The organism is Streptacidiphilus sp. EB129, assembly GCF_041262645.1.
Taxonomy (GTDB): Bacteria; Actinomycetota; Actinomycetes; order Streptomycetales; family Streptomycetaceae; genus Streptacidiphilus.
The window spans coordinates 234,250-251,413 of record NZ_JBGCCS010000006.1 but is presented as its reverse complement, the minus strand read 5'-3'; the positions used below and the strand labels follow the sequence as shown (position 1 = coordinate 251,413).

Here is a 17,164-nt window from a genome sequence, read left to right as displayed (position 1 = left end):
CAGCTCACCCGGCGGCCCCACCAGGCCGGACGCAGCCACCGGTCACGCACGTCGGCGGCGGCTCCCATGCGTCTCCACAGTCGCGGACGCGTGCCGGGGACCGGGTGCTGGAGGGCCCCAACGCTCCGGCGGACCTTCTGGACCTGTTCCGGCGGGAGCAACAGGACGGATCCCTGGTCGCGATCTCGGGAGGCTATGACAGCCGCTGGGAGACGTACGCGCTGATGATCGCTCGAGAGCGGGGCACGGCCCTGCTCTCGGTTCGCGCCACCTCCCCGGAGATCCTGATCGGGCCGCTGTGGTCTCCTGACGGCGACTCGGGATGCGCCGGCTGCGCGCAGATCCGGGACACCGACCGCAGGTCGACGAACCACACCCATGCCCGGCCCCGTCCGGCCGTTACGCCTGCGGAGGGCCTTCCCGCACTCCCACCGCACACCTCGGGACCCGCACCCGCGATCCTTCCGCCGGCTCTCAGCCAGCTCCTCGCCGAGCTGCTGGACCGGGCCCGGCTCCAGCTCGCTCCCGGCGAGTTGCTCTCGCTCGCGCCGGACGGCACCCTTCGCCGACACCGGGTACCGCGCAGCTTCCGTTGCGCCGTGTGCGGAGGCGGTCCCGATCTGCGGGCCGGCCGACCCGCCGAACCGCCCCGCCCCCGGGTCCTCGCCTCGCGTCCGACCACCGCCGCGATACCCGTTCGGGGTGAGCCACCCTTCGGGCTGGACCCGGACCGGATGCGCGGGGCGCTCGCCGACCCCCGGTTCGGACCCGTGATCCGCATGCAGCGGCACGGGCTCGCCGGGATGGCGATGGCCGAGACCAGCCTGCTCGGCGCCCGGTTCGCGGGCCACGGCCGCGGAATGACGTTCCGCCACGCTGAGGCCGTGGGCTGCCTGGAGGCCTTTGAACGGAGCGGAGGCTACCCGCACGTGGCACCGGTGGTCTTCAACACCACCGCGCGCCGACTGGGTGACCGGGCGCTGGACCTGCCCGGGCTCGGACACTGCACCGCCCAACAGATGGCCTCCCCGCTGAGCCGCCTGATGCCGTTCGACGACGACACCCCGATGGACTGGGTCTGGGGCCACCAGCTCGGCAGCGGCCAACCACTGCTTGTCCCCGCCGAGCTGGGCTTCTACCAGTACGGCTACTCCGCCCCCTCGGAGGCCCCCGAGGACGCCCGGAGGACGCACTTCTTCAACGAGTCCTCCAGCGGGAGCGCGCTCGGTGGCAGCTACGAGGAGGCCACGCTGCACTCCCTGTTCGAACTGGCAGAGCGGGACGCCTTTCTGCTCTCCTGGCACCGCGGCAGGCCGCTGCCGCGGATCGCCCCCACCGAGATCAGCGACCGGGAGTGCCTTCTGCTGATCCGGCAGATCGAGCACCTCGGATATGACGTCCACCTACTGGCCGCCACAGTGGATCTCGCGGTACCGGTGGTCTGGGTTCTGGCGATGCGCCGGGACGGCCGGATGCCGGCCAGCTTCAACTCCGCCGGTTCCGGCGCCGATCCGGTACAAGCCGCCAAGTCCGCTCTGTGGGAGGTGTCCCAGCAGGTCACCTTCGGATTGAACTGGGACGTCGAGGCATTGCGCCCGGCGGTGTCCGATCCCTGGCTTGTCGACGAACTGCTGGACCACCAGCGGCGGTACGCCTACCCGGAGCTGCTTCCCCGGATCGAGGCCATGCTGGGCGGCCCGCCGGTGGGCCTGGCAGAGGCGTTCCCCGGCTGGCCCGGGGATTTCACCAGCGCAGCTCAGGGGGACGTCACCGAAGCACTCCGTCTCGTGGCAGAACTCTTCCGGGAAGCAGGTCTTGACCGGATCGTGGTGGTGGACCAGTCCACCCCCGAGCACACCGCCGCCGGGCTGTCTTCGGTCAAGGCCGTGGTCCCGGGCATCGTTCCGATGTGTTTCGGGCAGGCGAACCAGCGGCTGGCCGGTCTTCCCCGGCTGGTCCACACCCTCGCCGACGCGCACGGCACACCGCCACGGGACGAGGACTTCCCCTTCGACCCCCACCCCTTCCCATGACAGCCCGTCGGACCACCACCCGGACCCCCTCGCGGACCGGGGCAAGGAAGGAACAGCAGCGCCGATGACGACGACCGATGTCCGACTGTTCGCCTACCGGCAGGGCCCTTGGCGAGCAGTGCTCAACGAGCAGCCCCATGTCGACGACACCGTCCCCACCACGGCCACCCTGCCGCCGGCCACGGCCCGCGGCACCAGCGGGCGGCCGCTGCCGTCCGGTACACACATGCTGCTGTCCGGGGCCCGCTACCCGCAGACCCCGGCCCTCCCGGCCACCGCGGCCGTACCGGACGGGGACCGGCTGGGACACCTGCTCGTCGCCGCCCTTGGACTGCAGCGGCGGGAACCGTCCAATCGCTTCAACGACCACCGTGCCGTCCCCTCGGTGCGCAGCAAGTTCCCCGTGCACGCCTTCGTGCTGGCTCCCGACGGATCGTCCGCCTATCTGGACCTCTACCGGCATGCGCTTGTCGATCTTCCCGGCAGGGTTGCCGCCGGCGGCGATCCCGGAAGGCTGCTGCCTCCCCCCGGCGACGTCACCGTACTCCTGGCCGCCCGCTACGCCGACCTGCCCACACCGTACGGTCGGCTGCGCTGCGCCCTGGGCCTGCTGGAACTGGGCATCAACCTGCGTGGCCTGCACATCGCCGCCGACCTCCTGGGGGTCCGGGTCCGGCTGCGACCGGACGGCGCGGACATCTCTGCCGGCGGTCGCCTGGTGGCCGCCGGCGGCCCGGGGGCCTGGTCGCCGCCCCTGGTCATGACGCTCGAGGGTGTCGGTCCACTGCACGCGAGCGGCCCACTGCCCGGCGCGGCCGGGTCCGGCCCGCCCCGGTACGCCGTGGAGGACGCGCGGCTGCTCCAGGAGTCCGGTCATCCGAGCATCCTGGAGGCCATCGGGATCACGGCACCGCTGACCGGCCTGACCTGCTCCGCAGCCGAACCGATACCCGGCATCCCTGACCTGCCGCCCCGCGATACGGGTACGGCGCGGCACCGTTGGGACGAAGTGCTGTGGAATCGTTCCGCAGGACGGGTCCCCGCGACGCTCTCGGGCTTCTCCGCCAGGCCCACCGTGCTCGGCGAGGACTGTCTGACAGACATGCTGGCCTGGGGCGGCCTGCCCGCGCCGGGGCCGCTGCTCGCCGAAGTCGGACGCAGGATGCGAACCAGTGTCGCGCTTCAGCGCACGGCCGGACTGCCCACCGGCCAGTACACCGCGGTGGAGGGGCGGTTGGCGCTCGACCGGGCCGACGCCGGGTTGCTGCGGGAACTCCAGGACGGCTTCGGCTACCCGCTGACACCCAGCGTGGACTGCGGGCTGCGCCACGCGAACGCGATGTGGGTCCTCTCCGCCGATCTGGACGGCATACTGGACGACTTCGGTCCGGCGGGATGGTCGCTGCTTCAAATGTGGTGCGGCTGGACCGCGCAGGGACTGGTCACCGCCGCTGCCGCGCACGGCTTGTTCGCCCGCCCCGCCCGCTCCTTCGAGGAGTTCCGCATGCAGCGCGTTCTGAACCTGCCCCGAAACCTGCTACCCGTGTTCACCGTTACCTGCGGTCGCTCCCGATTCGCCGAACCGATGCTGGACCTGAGGACATGACAGCCGAGGATGTGACAGAACTCCACGCAACCCAGCATGCCGATTGTCCGTTCAGATCAAGGAGAGCCACGGCGTGAGCACCACCTGGCGGAGCTGGCACCTGCACATTGCCACGCTCGCCCCGGCAGCGCTCGACAGTGTCGTCACCGAGGCTGTCGGCCCGGTGGCCGACCAGCTCGGGCTGCTGGAGCCCGACGGTCCCCTGTGGTTCTTCATCCGCTACTGGCAGGGCGGCCCGCATGTGCGCTTACGTATCGCCGGGCTGACGGAGGCCGAGGCGGGCCGGGCCGAAGCTGATCTGGCTGACCGGTTGCTGGCGCTCGACGCCGCCGTTCCGCAGACACAACGGCTCGATCAGGACGCCTATGTCCGTGCGGTGTCGCCTCTCGCAGCCGCAGGCGAACGAGGGATGCCGCTGGCGGCCGGGGAGTTGGTGGCACCGGGCATACGGCGGGTGGCTTACGAACCGGAGCACGAACGCTACGGCGGCCGCCATCTCATCGCGCAGTCCGAGCGACTGTTCCACAGCTCCAGCCGCGTGGCCCTGCGTGTCTGCCTGTCCAGAGCCGGTACCAGGCACGGACTCGCCTCATGCCTGGAGGCGACGGCCGCAGCCTGCTCGGTGCTGGGCGGAAGCTCCCCGTCGGCAAGCCGGACGCGCTTTCTGACGGCGCAACGGGACATGTGGCTTGACTGGGCGCAGCCCAGAGACGCCCCGGTCGACAAAGCCGAGGAGATCCGCCATCAACTGACTGAGAGAGCAGGGGAACAAATCACCGCTCTCGGCACGCTCGGCCGCTGGTTGCGCGAGACCATGCACACGGGCGACCCGCGCTGGGCCGAATGGACGGACCCCCTGGGGGCGGCGCTACGCCTGTGGAATGCGGAGCTCGGTTCGGCACGTGCCACCAGGATCTTCGGGTCGCACGTCCATATGACGGCCAATCGGCTGGGAGCCGGCGCCGGGCGCGAGGCGCAGACAGCCGCGTTGCTGCTGGCCGCGCTTGAGTCCACCACGCTCACGGAACCTGCCTGAACCGGATGTTCGGTGACTGTTCATCTGCTCCCCGCAACAGATGCCGGGAAGGAAATCCCGGAAGATCCCAGCGGATTCCCCACGGACAGCCAACCGCCGTCCTCTGAGAACGGGTTGGCCGATTTCAGAGAGCGCCAACAGCCCACTCTGTGCCGCTCATCCGGCCGAGACGCCACTGTTCAACACAGCCGCCGGCGCTTGGGCGGCGTTGGTCCGCACCGTGCCGGGCCGTCCAGATCCGGAGCGGGCCCGCGTCGTCGGCAGCACCTCTTGCCGCCACGTCCGGAAGGGGCCAGGCATCCCAGTTACGACAGTCGGACGCTCCTGCAGCCTCATACCCACCCGCACGAGTGAAGCTCGGCGCGGGGCGGATCGCCCGGGGAGGCGGGTCGGGTGTCCGTGCGTAACGTGGTTCCGCGACTCGCCGTCGGCGGGCCGGCGCCACCGCTTCCCCCAGGGCCAAGAGGTCTGTCATGAACCGTGTCATCACCGTAGCTATTGGTATGGCCGCCGTTGCGGCCTGTGCCACCGGATGCAGCAGTTCCGGCACCACGGCTTCCTCGACCCCACCCGCCAGCACCAGCGCACCTACGACCGCCGCCGGCTCTGCCATGCCCAGCAGCAGCGCCGCCACGGTGAAGACGGCGAGTTCGCCGCTCGGTCAGATCCTGGTCGACGGCTCCGGCAGGACGCTGTATCTGTTCAAGGCCGATACCGGGACGACCTCGAACTGCAACGGCTCCTGTACGCAGGCCTGGCCGCCGCAGACCACGACCGGGCAACCCAGCAGCAGCGGGGTGACCGCGTCCCTGGTCGGGACGACCACCCGATCAGACCACTCGACCCAGGTGACCTACCACGGCCACCCGCTGTACTACTTCGCCGAGGACACCAAGCCCGGAGACACCCACGGTCAGGGCATCAACGCCTTCGGTGCTTCGTGGTACGCGGTCAGTCCCAGCGGTGACCCGGTCACCAGCGCAGCCTCTGCGTCCGCCTCGGCATCGGCCAGCACCAAGAGCGGCGGCGGATACTGAAGACCGCGACCAGAATGCATCGGGACTTCGAGCAGCGTCGCTGTCCGCACGTGACCGCCATCCGCCGCCACCAGGCGTTGGTCACCTGCGCGTTCTCGTTCTGCTGGGACACCTGGTTCGCTTGACCTCCGGGCCGGGAGCCCGCCGCTGCCCCCGCGGTCCCACCGACAGCCACGCCGATGGAACCGACTGACAGGGGCCTGAGCAGACCCCACCAGCCCCGGCCGTCCAGCTGGCCCACGGCGATCCGCGCCGTCCGGGCCTGGCTCGACCCCTGGACCAGCCTCCAACGCTGCTGGCGAGCATGGAACGAGGCACCCCCGCCACCCGACCTCCAAGCCCTGATCGATGCAGTTGGCGCAGGCCACGCGCTTGACCTCCACTCACCGGACTGACAGCCACCGATAGCTGATCGCCCGCCACCCCGCACCTGCTTGGATCCCTCGCTGAAACACGGCATGGCGGCCGGGGTCGCCCAGACGGGCGCCGACGGAGCCAGGGCCGCGTGGTGGCACCATGGAGTGAAGCCCGTCACATCACTGTTGTCAACACTGTTGCGCCACGTCGTGCCCGCATCGATACACTGGCCGCACCATGTCGAATCCACCTGCCACACCCACCCGAAGCAAACGCGTGGGGGCCCAGCTGACGCCCGACGCGATCATTGAGGCGAGCCTGCGCATCGCGGCGCGCGGCAGCGCGGACGCCTTCACCGTCCGCCGTATCGGCGAGGAACTGGGCGCCGACCCGACCGCGATCTACCGCCACTTCCGCGACAAGGACGAGTTACTGCTGTCCGTCGCCGACCGGACCCTCGGGGAGGTACTCGAGAGCATCCCGGACGGCCTGGACTGGAAAGGGCGACTGCGGGCACTCGCCGACGGTTCGCTGACCGTAGCACTGAAGTACCCGGTGGTCGCCTCCACCATGGCGAGCCGCACCACCCGACGACCCAACGAGTTCCGCGTGGTCGAGCTGATCCTCGGTGCGGTCATCGAGGCCGGACTCGACGGCGCCGACGCGGCGGTCCACTACCGGATGGTCGGCGACTCGCTGCTGGCCTATGTCGGACAGCGGGCCGCGTACCTGCTGTTCGACCCGGACGTGCGTGCCGGGGACGAATCCTCCTGGAGCCGCGAGTACCAGCGGGTGGACACCGCCGGCTTCCCGCACATCACCCGGATGCGCACGCGGCTCGCCGAGGTGACGCATGATCAGATCTTCCATGCCCGGGTCGAGGCGCTGATCACCGCGATCGAGCGCCGGGCCGAGGCGGTGCGCGGCGGCTGACATCCCTGGGCGGGGATCCATTCTGGCGCATCACTGTTGACAACAGTGATGCGCCAGCGCTTCACTCCCTTCCAACTCGGCATCGCGAGGGAACCAGCCGCCACAATCCCGAGAAGAGGGATTACATGCACCAGGAACCCGCATCCCCGTCCAGCACGTCCAATCCATCCGGTCCGCTCCCCGCCGCCGGCGGCCTGAGTCGTCGTCAGGTCATCGGCGCCGCCGCTGCCTTCGCCGCCGCAATCCCCGGCGGGCTCCTGGCCCCCACCCGCGCCGCGGCCGCGACCGGTCCGACCGCACCGCGCATCGTGATCGTCGGCGCGGGCCTGGCCGGCCTCCGCTGCGCGCACCAGCTGTGGAACCAGGCGAAGCCGGTGGCCGCCACCGTCTACGAGGCCGACACCACCCACATCGGCGGCCGATGCTGGTCGCTGCGTGGGTTCTTCAGCAACGGCCAGGTCAGCGAGCACGGCGGGGCGTTCATCAGCTCGACCGACAGCGCGATCCTCCGGCTGGCGAGCAGCCTGGGCCTGAAGCGCGAGTTCGCCAACGGCGGCGCGCTCACCACCGGCGACTACGCGGCCCTGGTCAACGGCGGCCTGTACACCGGGACCCAGCAGCAGAGCGACTGGGTCGCCGAGGCGTACCCCGCCTTCAGCGCCTCGTATGCGGCGATGGGCACACCCCGATACAACAGCTACACCGCGGAAGCGCACCGCCTCGACCAGATGTCCTGCCTGGACTACCTGGCCGAGATCGGTCTCACCTCAGACTCCCGTCTCGGCCAGGTGATCCAGTCCCTCCAACTACAGTCGGGCGGTGAGCCCGCCGAGTCGTCCGCGCTGAGTATGATCGGCTTCCTCGGCGCGTCCTCAACCTTCGACAACGGGCCCGGCTTCGACGAGAAGTACCACCTCGTGGGCGGCAACGACCAGCTCGTCAGCGGTATGGTCGGGCAGCTCCCGGCCGGGACGGTCCAGCAGGGCTACGAGCTGATCGCGCTGGCCCAGAACGGGGACGGCAGTTACACCTGCACCTTCGAGCACGGCGGCACCACGGTCTGCGTGCCGGCCGACCATGTGGTGCTCGCGCTCCCGTTCAGCACGCTCCGCGCAGTGGACCTCTCCGGCGCGCGCCTGACCGCGTTGAAGACGACAGCGATCCAGCAGCAGGGAATGGGGCAGAACGCGAAGCTCGTCACCGAGCTCTCCGGGAAGACCTGGCCTGCCCTGGGCTACAACGGCGTCACCAACACCGGTCCGCTCGGCTACCAGACGGCATGGGACGGTTCGGTCAGCCTCGGTGCCAACGGCTCGCCGTCCCTGCTCGTCAACTTCCCCGGCGGCAACGCCGCGCGCACCAACCTGACCGGTGCGGCCCACGGGGTGGCGCCGGAGGCGGACGTGAACGGGTTCCTCGGCCAGATCGAGCAGCTCCTCCCCGGCACCACCGCCGCCTACACCGGCAGGGCCTATGAGGACCACTGGTCGCTCGACCCCTGGCACCTCGGCGCCTACCACTACTACAAGATCGGCCAGTACACCTCCTTCGCGGGCTACGAAGGCGTCCAGGAGGGCCGGATCCACTTCGCCGGCGAGCACACCGACGTCGACAACTCCACCCTCAACGCCGCCGTGGCCTCGGGCGAGCGCGTCGCCGCCGAGATCTCCGCCCAGATCTGACCCGCGGGGACCCGGGGCCGCCCGCCCAGTGCCGCAGTCCGGGTCCATCGCAGGAGACGGTCATAGCTCCCGTCAAGACGCGAGCCGAGCAGGGAGTCTCCAATCGCCGGATATCTGTGACAGATCGTCACCCGTTCACGAAAGTCCTGCGGCGTCCGCCTCCGCATCTCTGACGCTCCCGGGGGCACGTGAAGCCCGGCCCGATGACCCCGGTCCCGAACCATGACCGGGCGTGGCAGCGTCACCCGGCTCACCGCCACCCCTCGGCCGCATCGCGGGCCCCTCGCAATCGCCTCACAACCGCCGTGATCACCGTCACGTCCCGGATCCTTGAATGTCTCGATAAGCTTCATGAGCATGACACTCTGGAGCAGCCGCTCCGAGCGACGGGCTGACGTGGGAGCTACGTGGCCGGCCAGCGAAATGTGCGTGTCGCGGACTACCTGATCCAATCCCTGGGCGAACTGGGCACCCGCCACCTCTTCGGCGTGGGCGGAGCCAACATCGAGGACCTGTATGACGCAACGGCGCATTCGCTCGGCGCGGTCACTGGGATCCTCGCCAAGCACGAGTTCGGCGCAAGCAGCATGGCCGACGGCTACAGCCGCAGCTCCAACCGGCTCGGGCTGGTCGTCGCGACCTCCGGCGGAGGCGCGATGAACCTGGTGCCCGGGCTGGCGGAGGCGCACGCCTCACGAGTACCCCTGCTCGCGCTGGTGGGCGAGCCGCCCACCGCACTGCACGGCCGCGGTGCATTCCAGGACACCAGCGGACTCGGCGGCTCCTTCGACGCACAGATACTGTTCGCCACGGTCTCGCGCTTATGCGCCCGCGTCAGCGAACCGGCAGCGGTGCCCGAACTTCTGGCGCGGGCGGTCGACGCAGCACGCACACCGATACCCGGCCCGGCCGTGCTCCTGCTACCCAAGGACATCCAGCAGGCGACCATCGCTGATCCGCCGCCCCTGCGAGAACTCCTCTCGGCTTCGAGAGACCACGCCGAGGACGCGGGGCGTGCGCGGGAGCGCGAACGTGTGTCGGGCAGGCTGGCGGCCGTACGGCGCAGCGGTGGCCAGGTGCTGATCATCGCCGGTGACGGCGTCGCACGTGCCGACTGCCGTACCGAACTCGCCTCACTCGCTTCGGTACTGGGAGCCCGTGTGGCCGTGGCACCCGACGCCCGGGACGTGTTCGACAACGCCGATCCGCACTTCGCCGGGGTCGCCGGAGTGATGGGCCACCCGGGTGTGCGGGACTGCGCGCAGCACGCAGGAACCTGGGTGCTGGTCGGTACGCGGCTGCCGCATCTGGTGCGCGCCGGGCTGGAGGAGGCTCAGGAGGCGACCACAGTCATCAGCCTGGACGAACAACGGCCGTTCATCCAGGACACGTTGAGCCTCTGCGGCGACCTGCGAGGGGAGCTCCGCCACCTGCTGCGCGCCCTGGGGCCGAAGAAGGGCGCGGAGCAGGTGGCCTGCGGTCCGCACCACGACGCCCATCACAGCCAGCAGCCGCCTGACACGGCGGGCAGCAGCATGCGAGAGGCGGTGGAGGCCGTCGCCACCGCGCTGCCCGCCGCGGCAGACGTGTTCATCGACGCGGGGAACACGGGGGCCAGCGCCGTGCACCATCTGCCGGCGCCGCGCACAGGCAGATGCGTGGTCGCCCTCGGCATGGGCGGCATGGGGTACTCCTTCGGGGCTGCGATCGGAGCCGCCCTGGCCACAGGACGGCGCGCCTTCGCCATCGCCGGCGACGGTGCCTTCCTGATGCACGGTCTGGAGGTGCACACCGCCGTCCAGTACGGCGTGCCGGTGAGCTTCGTGGTACTCAACAACGATGCGCACGGCATGTGCGTCACCCGGGAGAAGGTGTTCTACGGCGGTCGGTACTCCTACAACCGCTTCACCCCCGCCGACCCGGCCGCCGGCCTCGCGGCGCTGCTTCCCGGACTCGACTCCCGCACCGCCCGCGATCCCGCCCATCTTCGCCGGATCCTGGCCGACACCGCAGCCGGTGCTGGACCGGTATTCGCCTGTCTCGACGTGGACGTTGACGAATACCCCCCCTTCGCCCCGCTCCTCACCTCACTGACACCGAAGGACACGAGCAATGAACCCGTCCCCGTTGGCTGACATCCACGGCGTCACCCGGATCGAGACCACGCCCCGCGACAACGCGCTGGCACGACTCGCCGACCGGACCCACGCCGTCTACCCCCATGACGAGGTGTACGGCCAGTTCTGCACCGTGCAGGACTACATCGACTGCCCGCCCCAGGACGTCTACCGCTACCTCAGCGACACCCGCAGCCTGCAGGAGTGGACCTACAGCCTGCGCGACCTGCGCGAGACCGGGCGGCCGGGGCTGTATCTCGCCCAGGACCGCATCGGCGAGGACACTGACATCTACATCCGCACGGTGGCGAACCCCGAGGCGATGACGGTGGACTACCACTGCGCGTGGGACCAGGGCGAGGAGCTCTGGATGATCTACCTGATGCGGGTGGTGCCGGCCATGCAGGTCCTGGGACGCCCCGGTTCGGTGGTGCTGTGGACCAACTGCCGCCACCCCTACTACGACAGCAATCCCCATCCCGAACTGGCCCCCGCCCAGCGCCCAGTGTGGGTGGGCGACGTCTGGCACCTGTTCTTCGCCGGGCACCGGCTCGAACTGGACAACCTCAAGGCCATCCTGGAACACCGGCACGCCAACCACGAGCCCATCGCCGCTTTCGAGCCGCTCGTGGCTGTCGAGGCGGAGGCATGACCGGCGTCAGCCTGCTGGACGTGGCCGGCTACCTTCCGCCCAACCAGGTTCCGCTCGGATACTTCGCAGGCGGCGACGACACCCTGCGGGACAGCCTGATGTTCCGCGCGCCCCGGTTCCGGCGGCACGTCGCGCCGGACGAGAGCGCCGTAGACATGATCGAGCGCGCCGTCCAGCCGCTGATCGACCGTCACGGGCCGGCCGCCATCCGCGATGTGGACATCGTCATCACCCATGTGCAACTCCCCGACCAGCCGTTCAGCGGATGCGGGACCGAGGTGCTGCGCCGCCTGGGCTGCCGGCCCAAGTATGTCCTGGACCTCCACAATGGCGGCTGCGCCGCGATGCTGCACGCCGTCAAGCTGGCCGCGGATCTGATGCGCGCCGGCAGCGCCCGCAGCGCCCTGGTGTGCATCGCGCAGAACTCCGCCGGTCAGCTCTTCACCCAGTCCCAGGTCCGGGGCCTGCCGCAGGCACCCATCCCGGGCGACGGATGCGGCGTGGCCTACCTGGTCGCCTCCGGCGAGTCGCCGGTCCTCGACGTCGAGTGCCGACACTACGGCGAGGCCGGTGGGGACATGGTGATCGAGGCCGAGGGCCGCAAGTACTGGGAGGCGGGCGAAGGCCAACTGCGTGTGGGCTTCACCGAAGCCAAGATCGCCAAGGTGCTGGAGCGCGGGAACCGCATCGTCCCCGAGGTCGCCCAGGAGGTCTGCCGCCGGATCGAGGTGGCCTCCACCGAGCTCGACACGCTGATCACCAACCAGCCCAACCGCACCTTCCTGCGCAACTGGCGCGAGGCCCTGCAGCTTGCACCCGAGCGGCACCTGGACACCTTCGACCAGTACGGCAACCTGTTCGCCGCAGCCATGCCGATCACCTTGGACGAGGCGATCAGCGACGGTCGGGTCAAGCCGGGCTCGTTGGTCATGCTCGCCGGGTTCGCCCACGCCGGCGACTTCGCCGCTGCCGCAGCGGTCCGCTGGCAGGGCCGCTGAACCGCGCGGCGGACACCCGATGCGGCCGCGAGGGCCGCCCCTGGCACAAGGACCCGAGAGTCAGCGGGCCCGGTCGGCGGTGCGGCGGCGGACCAGGACCGCCACGCCCGCCACCGCCGCGCCGATCGCGGTAGCCCCACCGCGCGAGCCTTGGCCGCACGCCGGACCCCGCTCCCTTGCAGTCTCGGCAGGTGCGCTGCAGCTCTCAGGCCAGGGAACCCGGCGAAGCCGGTGAGGTGGAGCAGGCCGACGCCCTGCAGCGCGTCTGCCGTCAGCGGCGCATCGCGATCAGCGGGGCGTGAACGCGAGTTGTCAACGCTCGTCACTCCTGGCCATCTGCGGACGGCTCCCGGGCGCCTGGAGGTTGGTGTCGCTCCACTTCCTTGCTGTGCTTTCGCGCCGTTCGCGGAGTAGCGACAGGGCGATGCAGAGGAGGAGTACCTCGACGCCGATGCTCACCATGCCGAGCGGTTCACTCCAGTTTCCCCTGTCATCGGTGTAGCCGGGCAGGCCGGGTCCGCGGGAGAGGATGTATCCCAGCAGGGGACCGAGGGCGACGCCTGCGGCTGTCAGCCACACGATCGGATGTGTGCTGAACCTGCCCCGGGCGGTGATGATCAGTGAGCATACGATGCCCGTGAACTCGAGTGCGTAGTAGCCCATGCCGACGTAGCCCGGGGTTTTGTTTCCGGGGAACCCGCCTTGATCCTGGACGTGAATCCAGGCGACGGCCAGGCACAGGATGGCCACCAGTGCTTGCCGCCGCTGGGAAGCCGAATACCTTTGTTCCGCCATTGGTACACCTCCGTGATCGCCGCAGAGGGACGAGGGGTGGCTTGACCTCACGCGGCGCTATGCCTCCGACCGTCTTGGATCGATCGCCGAAAGCCCGATTCAGAAGTTCGGTTCCTGGGTCTGGCGTTCCGCAGGGACCACAGCGGTCCTCGCTGCCATCCCGTCTGCCGTCATCCCACAGACGTCAGTGGAGCGGGCTTGCCCCCTGCTGTCCAGGTGGAGCGCCCAACTGGACGAACGACCTCAACACCAGGGGGTAGGCCCTCCGGCTCCGCCTGGAACAACGGCAGGCGGGGTGGCCACTCCGCCTCCGCCACGACCAACCGGCGCCCGTCGGCTGGACCGTGGGCATCCCGAAGCCGAAGCGCCCCCGCCGGAGCCATGGGGAAGCCTGGTGCCCCGGAGCCCGGAGTTGGCTCTCGCGGGAGGCGCTGAGAATCCCCCGGATCGGTGACGGCCGCTCGTGCTCGCCGTTCTGTTCCTCCTCCGCTCGGCCGCGAGGCGTTCGGCCTCGGCCGGTGCGGTCCACCGTGGTGCTGGCCGTCGGCGCCGTTGCCTGCGGTCGGCGTTCAGGCGACGCGGAGGTGCTGGACGTGGCCGACGCCGAGTCCTCGCGGTGTCGGGTTCTGGAAGGACCCGGGGGCGTGACCGGCCGGCATGGGCCCCATGGGCCGGGCTTGTGCCCGCGGTGCTAGTCGTCCAGGTGGGCGAGGATCAGGTTGGGGTCCTTGGCCGTGAACCAGGCGGCGCTCATCACGTAGACGGTGTCGCCGCGCAGGGCGATGGATGTGGGGTTCTGCAGGCCGTCAGCTGCGGTCAGCACGATGGAGTGGCTGCCGTCCGGCTGGACGAGCGCGACCTCACTCGGGCCGTCGAGGGCCGCCAGCAGCTGGTCGCCGCGACCGGTGAAGGCGAAGTCGTCGATCCCCGCCAGACCGGTGGCCTCGGTCCGGGCCGAACCAGCGCGCCCGTCTCGCAGGATCGGGATGCGCACGACGGTGCCCTTGTCCGTGTTGGTGGCCCAGACCGCCCCGTTGTGGATCTTCAGGCCGTTGGCGCCGAGAAAGCCGTGCGGGCCCAGTTCGGGTGCGGTGGACCAAGCGGTGGGGGTGCCGCCGGCGGTGGGCACGCTCCACACCGTGCCCAGCACGGAGTCGACGACGTAGAGCGTGCGGGTGCCCGGGTCCAGCGCCAGACCGTTGGGCAGGCCGCCCGCGGGCAGCGCGGCGATGCGCTGCGGTTCGCCGCCGGGGCGCAGGCGCCACACGCCGGTCAGGTCGGCGGTGCCGGTGGCGTACAGGAAGTACAGGGCGCCGTCGTGGGCGCGGACGATGCCGACGGTCAGCGGGAAGCCCAGGACCGGGGTGTGGACACCGCCGTCGGCGGGCAGGGGCAGGGTGGCCAGGATCCGGGTGGTTCCGTCGGGGGAGACCTCGGCGACCTGGCGGCCCTTGGCGAAGGTGACGTACGCGGCGCCGCCCGGTGCCAGGGCGACGTTCTCCGGCGTCTGGCCCTTGGCCAGGTCGAAGTGCACGGCGATCCGCGCACTGCTGATCGGGGCGGAGACGGCCGATGCCGGAGCCGGGCTGAGCGCTGCGGCAGCGGCCGCGACAAGGACGGCCGCTGATACGGAGGACGTGGAGAGCTTCTTGACCATGGTTCCTTCACTGGTTTTCGGGCATGCGACAGCGACACGCCGATGCATGGGTCGGGTTGGGCAGGTGGAATCCGCTCAGGACCATCCGGCCCCGAGCGTGCACCCGGCCGCGGCCGTCGACGGCCGTACCGGGGCGGGACGGGTGCTCGCAGATGCCGGCCGAGCGCCCGGTAACGTTGGGTGAGGTCAGCAGGTCAGCCAGTGCCGGCCCGTGGGGCCGTCCGCGCCGGGTCGGCCGCGTTGGTGTCCTGCGTGATGGCCTGGGCGAGCAGGGCCAGCGCGGCCCGGGAGGGCGAGCCCGCCTCCGTGGTGGCGACCACGACGTGGCCCGGCCCGTGACTCAGGGCCTGCTGAATGACCGTCAGCTCGCCGACCAGCGGGTGCCGCATCCCGTAGGCGGCGACGCTGCACGCCCTGACCCGGTGGTCGGCCCACATCGAGGCGAACTCGGGGCTCTTGGCGCTCAGTTCACCCAGCAGCGCGTGCAACGCCGTGTCCTGCGGGTGCTGGGCCGCCACCAGGCGCAGGTTCCCCACCACCGCCCTGGCCTTGCTCGGCCAGTCCGCGTACAGCTCGCGGGTATGACAGTCGAGGAACACCAGTTGGGCCATGTTGGGACGCCGCGCCGACAGGTCCGGGGCGCCGGGCTCCAGGTGCCCGGCGAAGAGCGTGTGGCCCAGGCGGTTCCACGCCAGCACGTCGCCGCGCCGGCCGAGCACGATCGCGGGAACGTCCGCCAGCACGTCCAGCAACTGACGCGTCGCCTCCGTCACACGCTCCGGCGCCGGCCGCCGACCCCGGGGGCGCGGCTTGTCCGCCCGGGCCAGGTCGTGCAGGTACTGCCGCTCGGACTCGTCCAGCCGCAGCGCCCCGGCGATCGCGTCCAGCACGTCAGGCGACGCGCTCAGCGACTGCCCCTGCTCCAGCCGGGTGTAGTAGGAGGCGCTCACACCCGCCAGCAGCGCCAACTCCTCGCGCCGGAGACCCGGCACACGCCGACGCTCCCCGTAGGTGGGCACTCCGACATCCTCAGGACGCAGTTGGGAGCGCCGCGCCTGCAGGAAGTCCCCGAGCTGCGATTTTCCGGTCATGGATCCGAGTATGGGCCGACTCGAAACGCACAGCCTGCCCCAGCTGTGGATAGGCACCACCGGGTCTGGCTCCTCGACCGAACCGGTGATGACGTGGGCGTCGCCGACCCGGCACCACCCCGCACACACCCAGGAGAACGCCTTGAGCGCCGCCACCAGCGAACACAACCCCTTCGAGGCTCTGGACCCCGCAGCCTTCGCCTTCACCCGACGCGCGTGGGTCGATGCCACACCCGCCCGGGTCTACGACCTGGTCAGTGACGTGTCCGCGATCGGCCGCTGGAGCCCCAACGCGACCGACGTCACGTTCGACCAGGGCGCCGGGCCTCGGGTCGGCGCCTGGTTCAGCGGCCGCAATCAGAAGGACGGCAGGCAATGGACCACCCGCTCCCAGGTCGTACGCGCCGACCCCGGCGACTCCTTCGCCTTCGTGGTCGGCGGCGCCGAAGACGGCATCGTGCAGTGGAACTGGACCTTCCGCCCGCAGGGGCGCGGAACCGTCGTCGAGCAGTCCTGGCAACTCCTGCGCCTCGACCCGGTGCTCGGCACCACCCGCGGCGACCTCGACACGCTCCGCGCCTACATGACGAACAGCGTCGAAGCCACGCTGATCTCCCTCGCCCGGTGGATCGCCGAACAGTGAGTTCCTGTCACCCGCCCGCCGGATTTCCGCATTGCGGCGGCTGCGCTCACGAACCCTTCAGGAACCTCAAGCGGGAGGGGAGCCGGAGCGCCCCAATCTCCGAACACAGCGGGGCAATGCACGGGCGGGGACCTGCGCGGGCCTCGATCCAGGTGCGCCGGCCGCGAACCCGGTGGAAGCTGGAGGCATGACCCATGAAGCCCTGGACCGCGCTCATCCGGTCGAGATCGCCGCGCTGACTCCACACGAACACGGCCGTCAGGTCCGCATCGAGCGCCCCGGCACCACCCCGGTCGTGGTCACCTGCTCCGGCCAGGAGCACTTTGAGGAGGTCCTGCACCGGGAGCGGCCCGACATCGACCCCGGCGACGACCAGCAGGTCCACTGGGCCGACCATCCCGGCGAGTGGCCGCCTGGCTGAACGGCTGGCGCGTCCACGCACGGCGGTCCGTCTGCGACTCGCGACGGCGCTCAGGCACAGCGGGAGGCTGCACCGATGAACACCGTGCCTTCGACTCAGGTCCTGG

14 protein-coding genes are annotated in these 17,164 nt (G+C 70.5%); 11 read left to right on the top strand and 3 right to left on the bottom strand.

Annotated elements, in window-relative coordinates; all coding sequences use genetic code 11:
- The first annotated feature begins 104 nt into the window (after positions 1-104).
- The 9 genes from ABH925_RS10485 (at position 105) to ABH925_RS10445 (ending at position 12,451) form a co-directional block, all read left to right on the top strand.
- The gene (locus ABH925_RS10485; protein ID WP_370147078.1) at positions 105-2,033 is read left to right on the top strand and encodes a TOMM precursor leader peptide-binding protein; all 1,929 of its coding nucleotides are present in this window, start codon (positions 105-107) and stop codon (positions 2,031-2,033) included.
- Between the two features lie 64 nt (positions 2,034-2,097).
- On the top strand, positions 2,098-3,639 hold the full coding sequence (locus ABH925_RS10480; protein WP_370147077.1) for a hypothetical protein: 1,542 nt from the start codon (positions 2,098-2,100) through the stop codon (positions 3,637-3,639).
- A gap of 73 nt (positions 3,640-3,712) precedes the next feature.
- Positions 3,713-4,675, top strand: a complete 963-nt coding sequence (locus tag ABH925_RS10475; RefSeq protein WP_370147076.1) for a thiopeptide-type bacteriocin biosynthesis protein — start codon at positions 3,713-3,715, stop codon at positions 4,673-4,675.
- A 611-nt stretch (positions 4,676-5,286) separates the two neighbouring features.
- On the top strand, positions 5,287-5,712 hold the full coding sequence (locus tag ABH925_RS10470) for a hypothetical protein (RefSeq protein ID WP_370147075.1): 426 nt from the start codon (positions 5,287-5,289) through the stop codon (positions 5,710-5,712).
- A 594-nt stretch (positions 5,713-6,306) separates the two neighbouring features.
- Complete coding sequence (locus ABH925_RS10465) at positions 6,307-7,002, top strand: TetR/AcrR family transcriptional regulator (RefSeq protein ID WP_370147074.1); 696 nt, start codon at positions 6,307-6,309, stop codon at positions 7,000-7,002.
- A gap of 125 nt (positions 7,003-7,127) precedes the next feature.
- A complete protein-coding gene (locus tag ABH925_RS10460) occupies positions 7,128-8,684 on the top strand; it encodes a flavin monoamine oxidase family protein (protein ID WP_370147072.1) in 1,557 nt (518 codons plus the stop codon).
- A gap of 407 nt (positions 8,685-9,091) precedes the next feature.
- On the top strand, positions 9,092-10,819 hold the full coding sequence (locus tag ABH925_RS10455; RefSeq protein WP_370147070.1) for a thiamine pyrophosphate-binding protein: 1,728 nt from the start codon (positions 9,092-9,094) through the stop codon (positions 10,817-10,819).
- On the top strand, positions 10,797-11,453 hold the full coding sequence (locus ABH925_RS10450) for an SRPBCC family protein (protein WP_370147068.1): 657 nt from the start codon (positions 10,797-10,799) through the stop codon (positions 11,451-11,453). Before ABH925_RS10455 ends, ABH925_RS10450 begins: the two co-directional genes overlap by 23 nt.
- On the top strand, positions 11,450-12,451 hold the full coding sequence (locus ABH925_RS10445) for a 3-oxoacyl-ACP synthase III family protein (RefSeq protein ID WP_370147067.1): 1,002 nt from the start codon (positions 11,450-11,452) through the stop codon (positions 12,449-12,451). Before ABH925_RS10450 ends, ABH925_RS10445 begins: the two co-directional genes overlap by 4 nt.
- Positions 12,452-12,763: 312 nt before the next feature.
- Here ABH925_RS10445 and ABH925_RS10440 read toward each other — a convergent pair whose 3' ends face one another.
- The 3 genes from ABH925_RS10440 to ABH925_RS10430 all read right to left on the bottom strand — a co-directional run bounded on the left by ABH925_RS10440 (position 12,764) and on the right by ABH925_RS10430 (position 15,994).
- The gene (locus ABH925_RS10440; protein ID WP_370147064.1) at positions 12,764-13,246 is read right to left on the bottom strand and encodes a hypothetical protein; all 483 of its coding nucleotides are present in this window, start codon (positions 13,244-13,246) and stop codon (positions 12,764-12,766) included.
- A gap of 691 nt (positions 13,247-13,937) precedes the next feature.
- Positions 13,938-14,903, bottom strand: a complete 966-nt coding sequence (locus ABH925_RS10435) for a hypothetical protein (RefSeq protein ID WP_370147063.1) — start codon at positions 14,901-14,903, stop codon at positions 13,938-13,940.
- A 194-nt stretch (positions 14,904-15,097) separates the two neighbouring features.
- Positions 15,098-15,994, bottom strand: coding sequence for a helix-turn-helix domain-containing protein (locus ABH925_RS10430; protein ID WP_370147062.1), 897 nt, complete (start codon positions 15,992-15,994; stop codon positions 15,098-15,100).
- Positions 15,995-16,004: 10 nt separating this feature from the next.
- On the opposite strand from ABH925_RS10430, the gene ABH925_RS10425 reads away from it, so the two are divergent.
- Both ABH925_RS10425 and ABH925_RS10420 read left to right on the top strand, forming a co-directional pair.
- Positions 16,005-16,637 (top strand): SRPBCC family protein, encoded by a 633-nt coding sequence (locus ABH925_RS10425; RefSeq protein ID WP_370147061.1) that lies wholly within the window; start codon positions 16,005-16,007, stop codon positions 16,635-16,637.
- Positions 16,638-16,824: 187 nt separating this feature from the next.
- The gene (locus tag ABH925_RS10420; protein WP_370147059.1) at positions 16,825-17,058 is read left to right on the top strand and encodes a hypothetical protein; all 234 of its coding nucleotides are present in this window, start codon (positions 16,825-16,827) and stop codon (positions 17,056-17,058) included.
- Positions 17,059-17,164: the final 106 nt, after the last annotated feature.

Bases quoted from the DNA above. Each gene is read 5' to 3' on its own strand.
- ABH925_RS10425 (WP_370147061.1), top strand. From the start codon at position 16,005: ATGGGCCGACTCGAAACGCACAGCCTGCCCCAGCTGTGGATAGGCACC.
- ABH925_RS10430 (WP_370147062.1), bottom strand. From the start codon at position 15,994: ATGACCGGAAAATCGCAGCTCGGGGACTTCCTGCAGGCGCGGCGCTCC.
- ABH925_RS10465 (WP_370147074.1), top strand. From the start codon at position 6,307: ATGTCGAATCCACCTGCCACACCCACCCGAAGCAAACGCGTGGGGGCC.
- ABH925_RS10450 (WP_370147068.1), top strand. From the start codon at position 10,797: ATGAACCCGTCCCCGTTGGCTGACATCCACGGCGTCACCCGGATCGAG.
- ABH925_RS10460 (WP_370147072.1), top strand. From the start codon at position 7,128: ATGCACCAGGAACCCGCATCCCCGTCCAGCACGTCCAATCCATCCGGT.
- ABH925_RS10440 (WP_370147064.1), bottom strand. From the start codon at position 13,246: ATGGCGGAACAAAGGTATTCGGCTTCCCAGCGGCGGCAAGCACTGGTG.
- ABH925_RS10420 (WP_370147059.1), top strand. From the start codon at position 16,825: ATGACCCATGAAGCCCTGGACCGCGCTCATCCGGTCGAGATCGCCGCG.
- ABH925_RS10435 (WP_370147063.1), bottom strand. From the start codon at position 14,903: ATGGTCAAGAAGCTCTCCACGTCCTCCGTATCAGCGGCCGTCCTTGTC.
- ABH925_RS10445 (WP_370147067.1), top strand. From the start codon at position 11,450: ATGACCGGCGTCAGCCTGCTGGACGTGGCCGGCTACCTTCCGCCCAAC.
- ABH925_RS10480 (WP_370147077.1), top strand. From the start codon at position 2,098: ATGACGACGACCGATGTCCGACTGTTCGCCTACCGGCAGGGCCCTTGG.
- ABH925_RS10470 (WP_370147075.1), top strand. From the start codon at position 5,287: ATGCCCAGCAGCAGCGCCGCCACGGTGAAGACGGCGAGTTCGCCGCTC.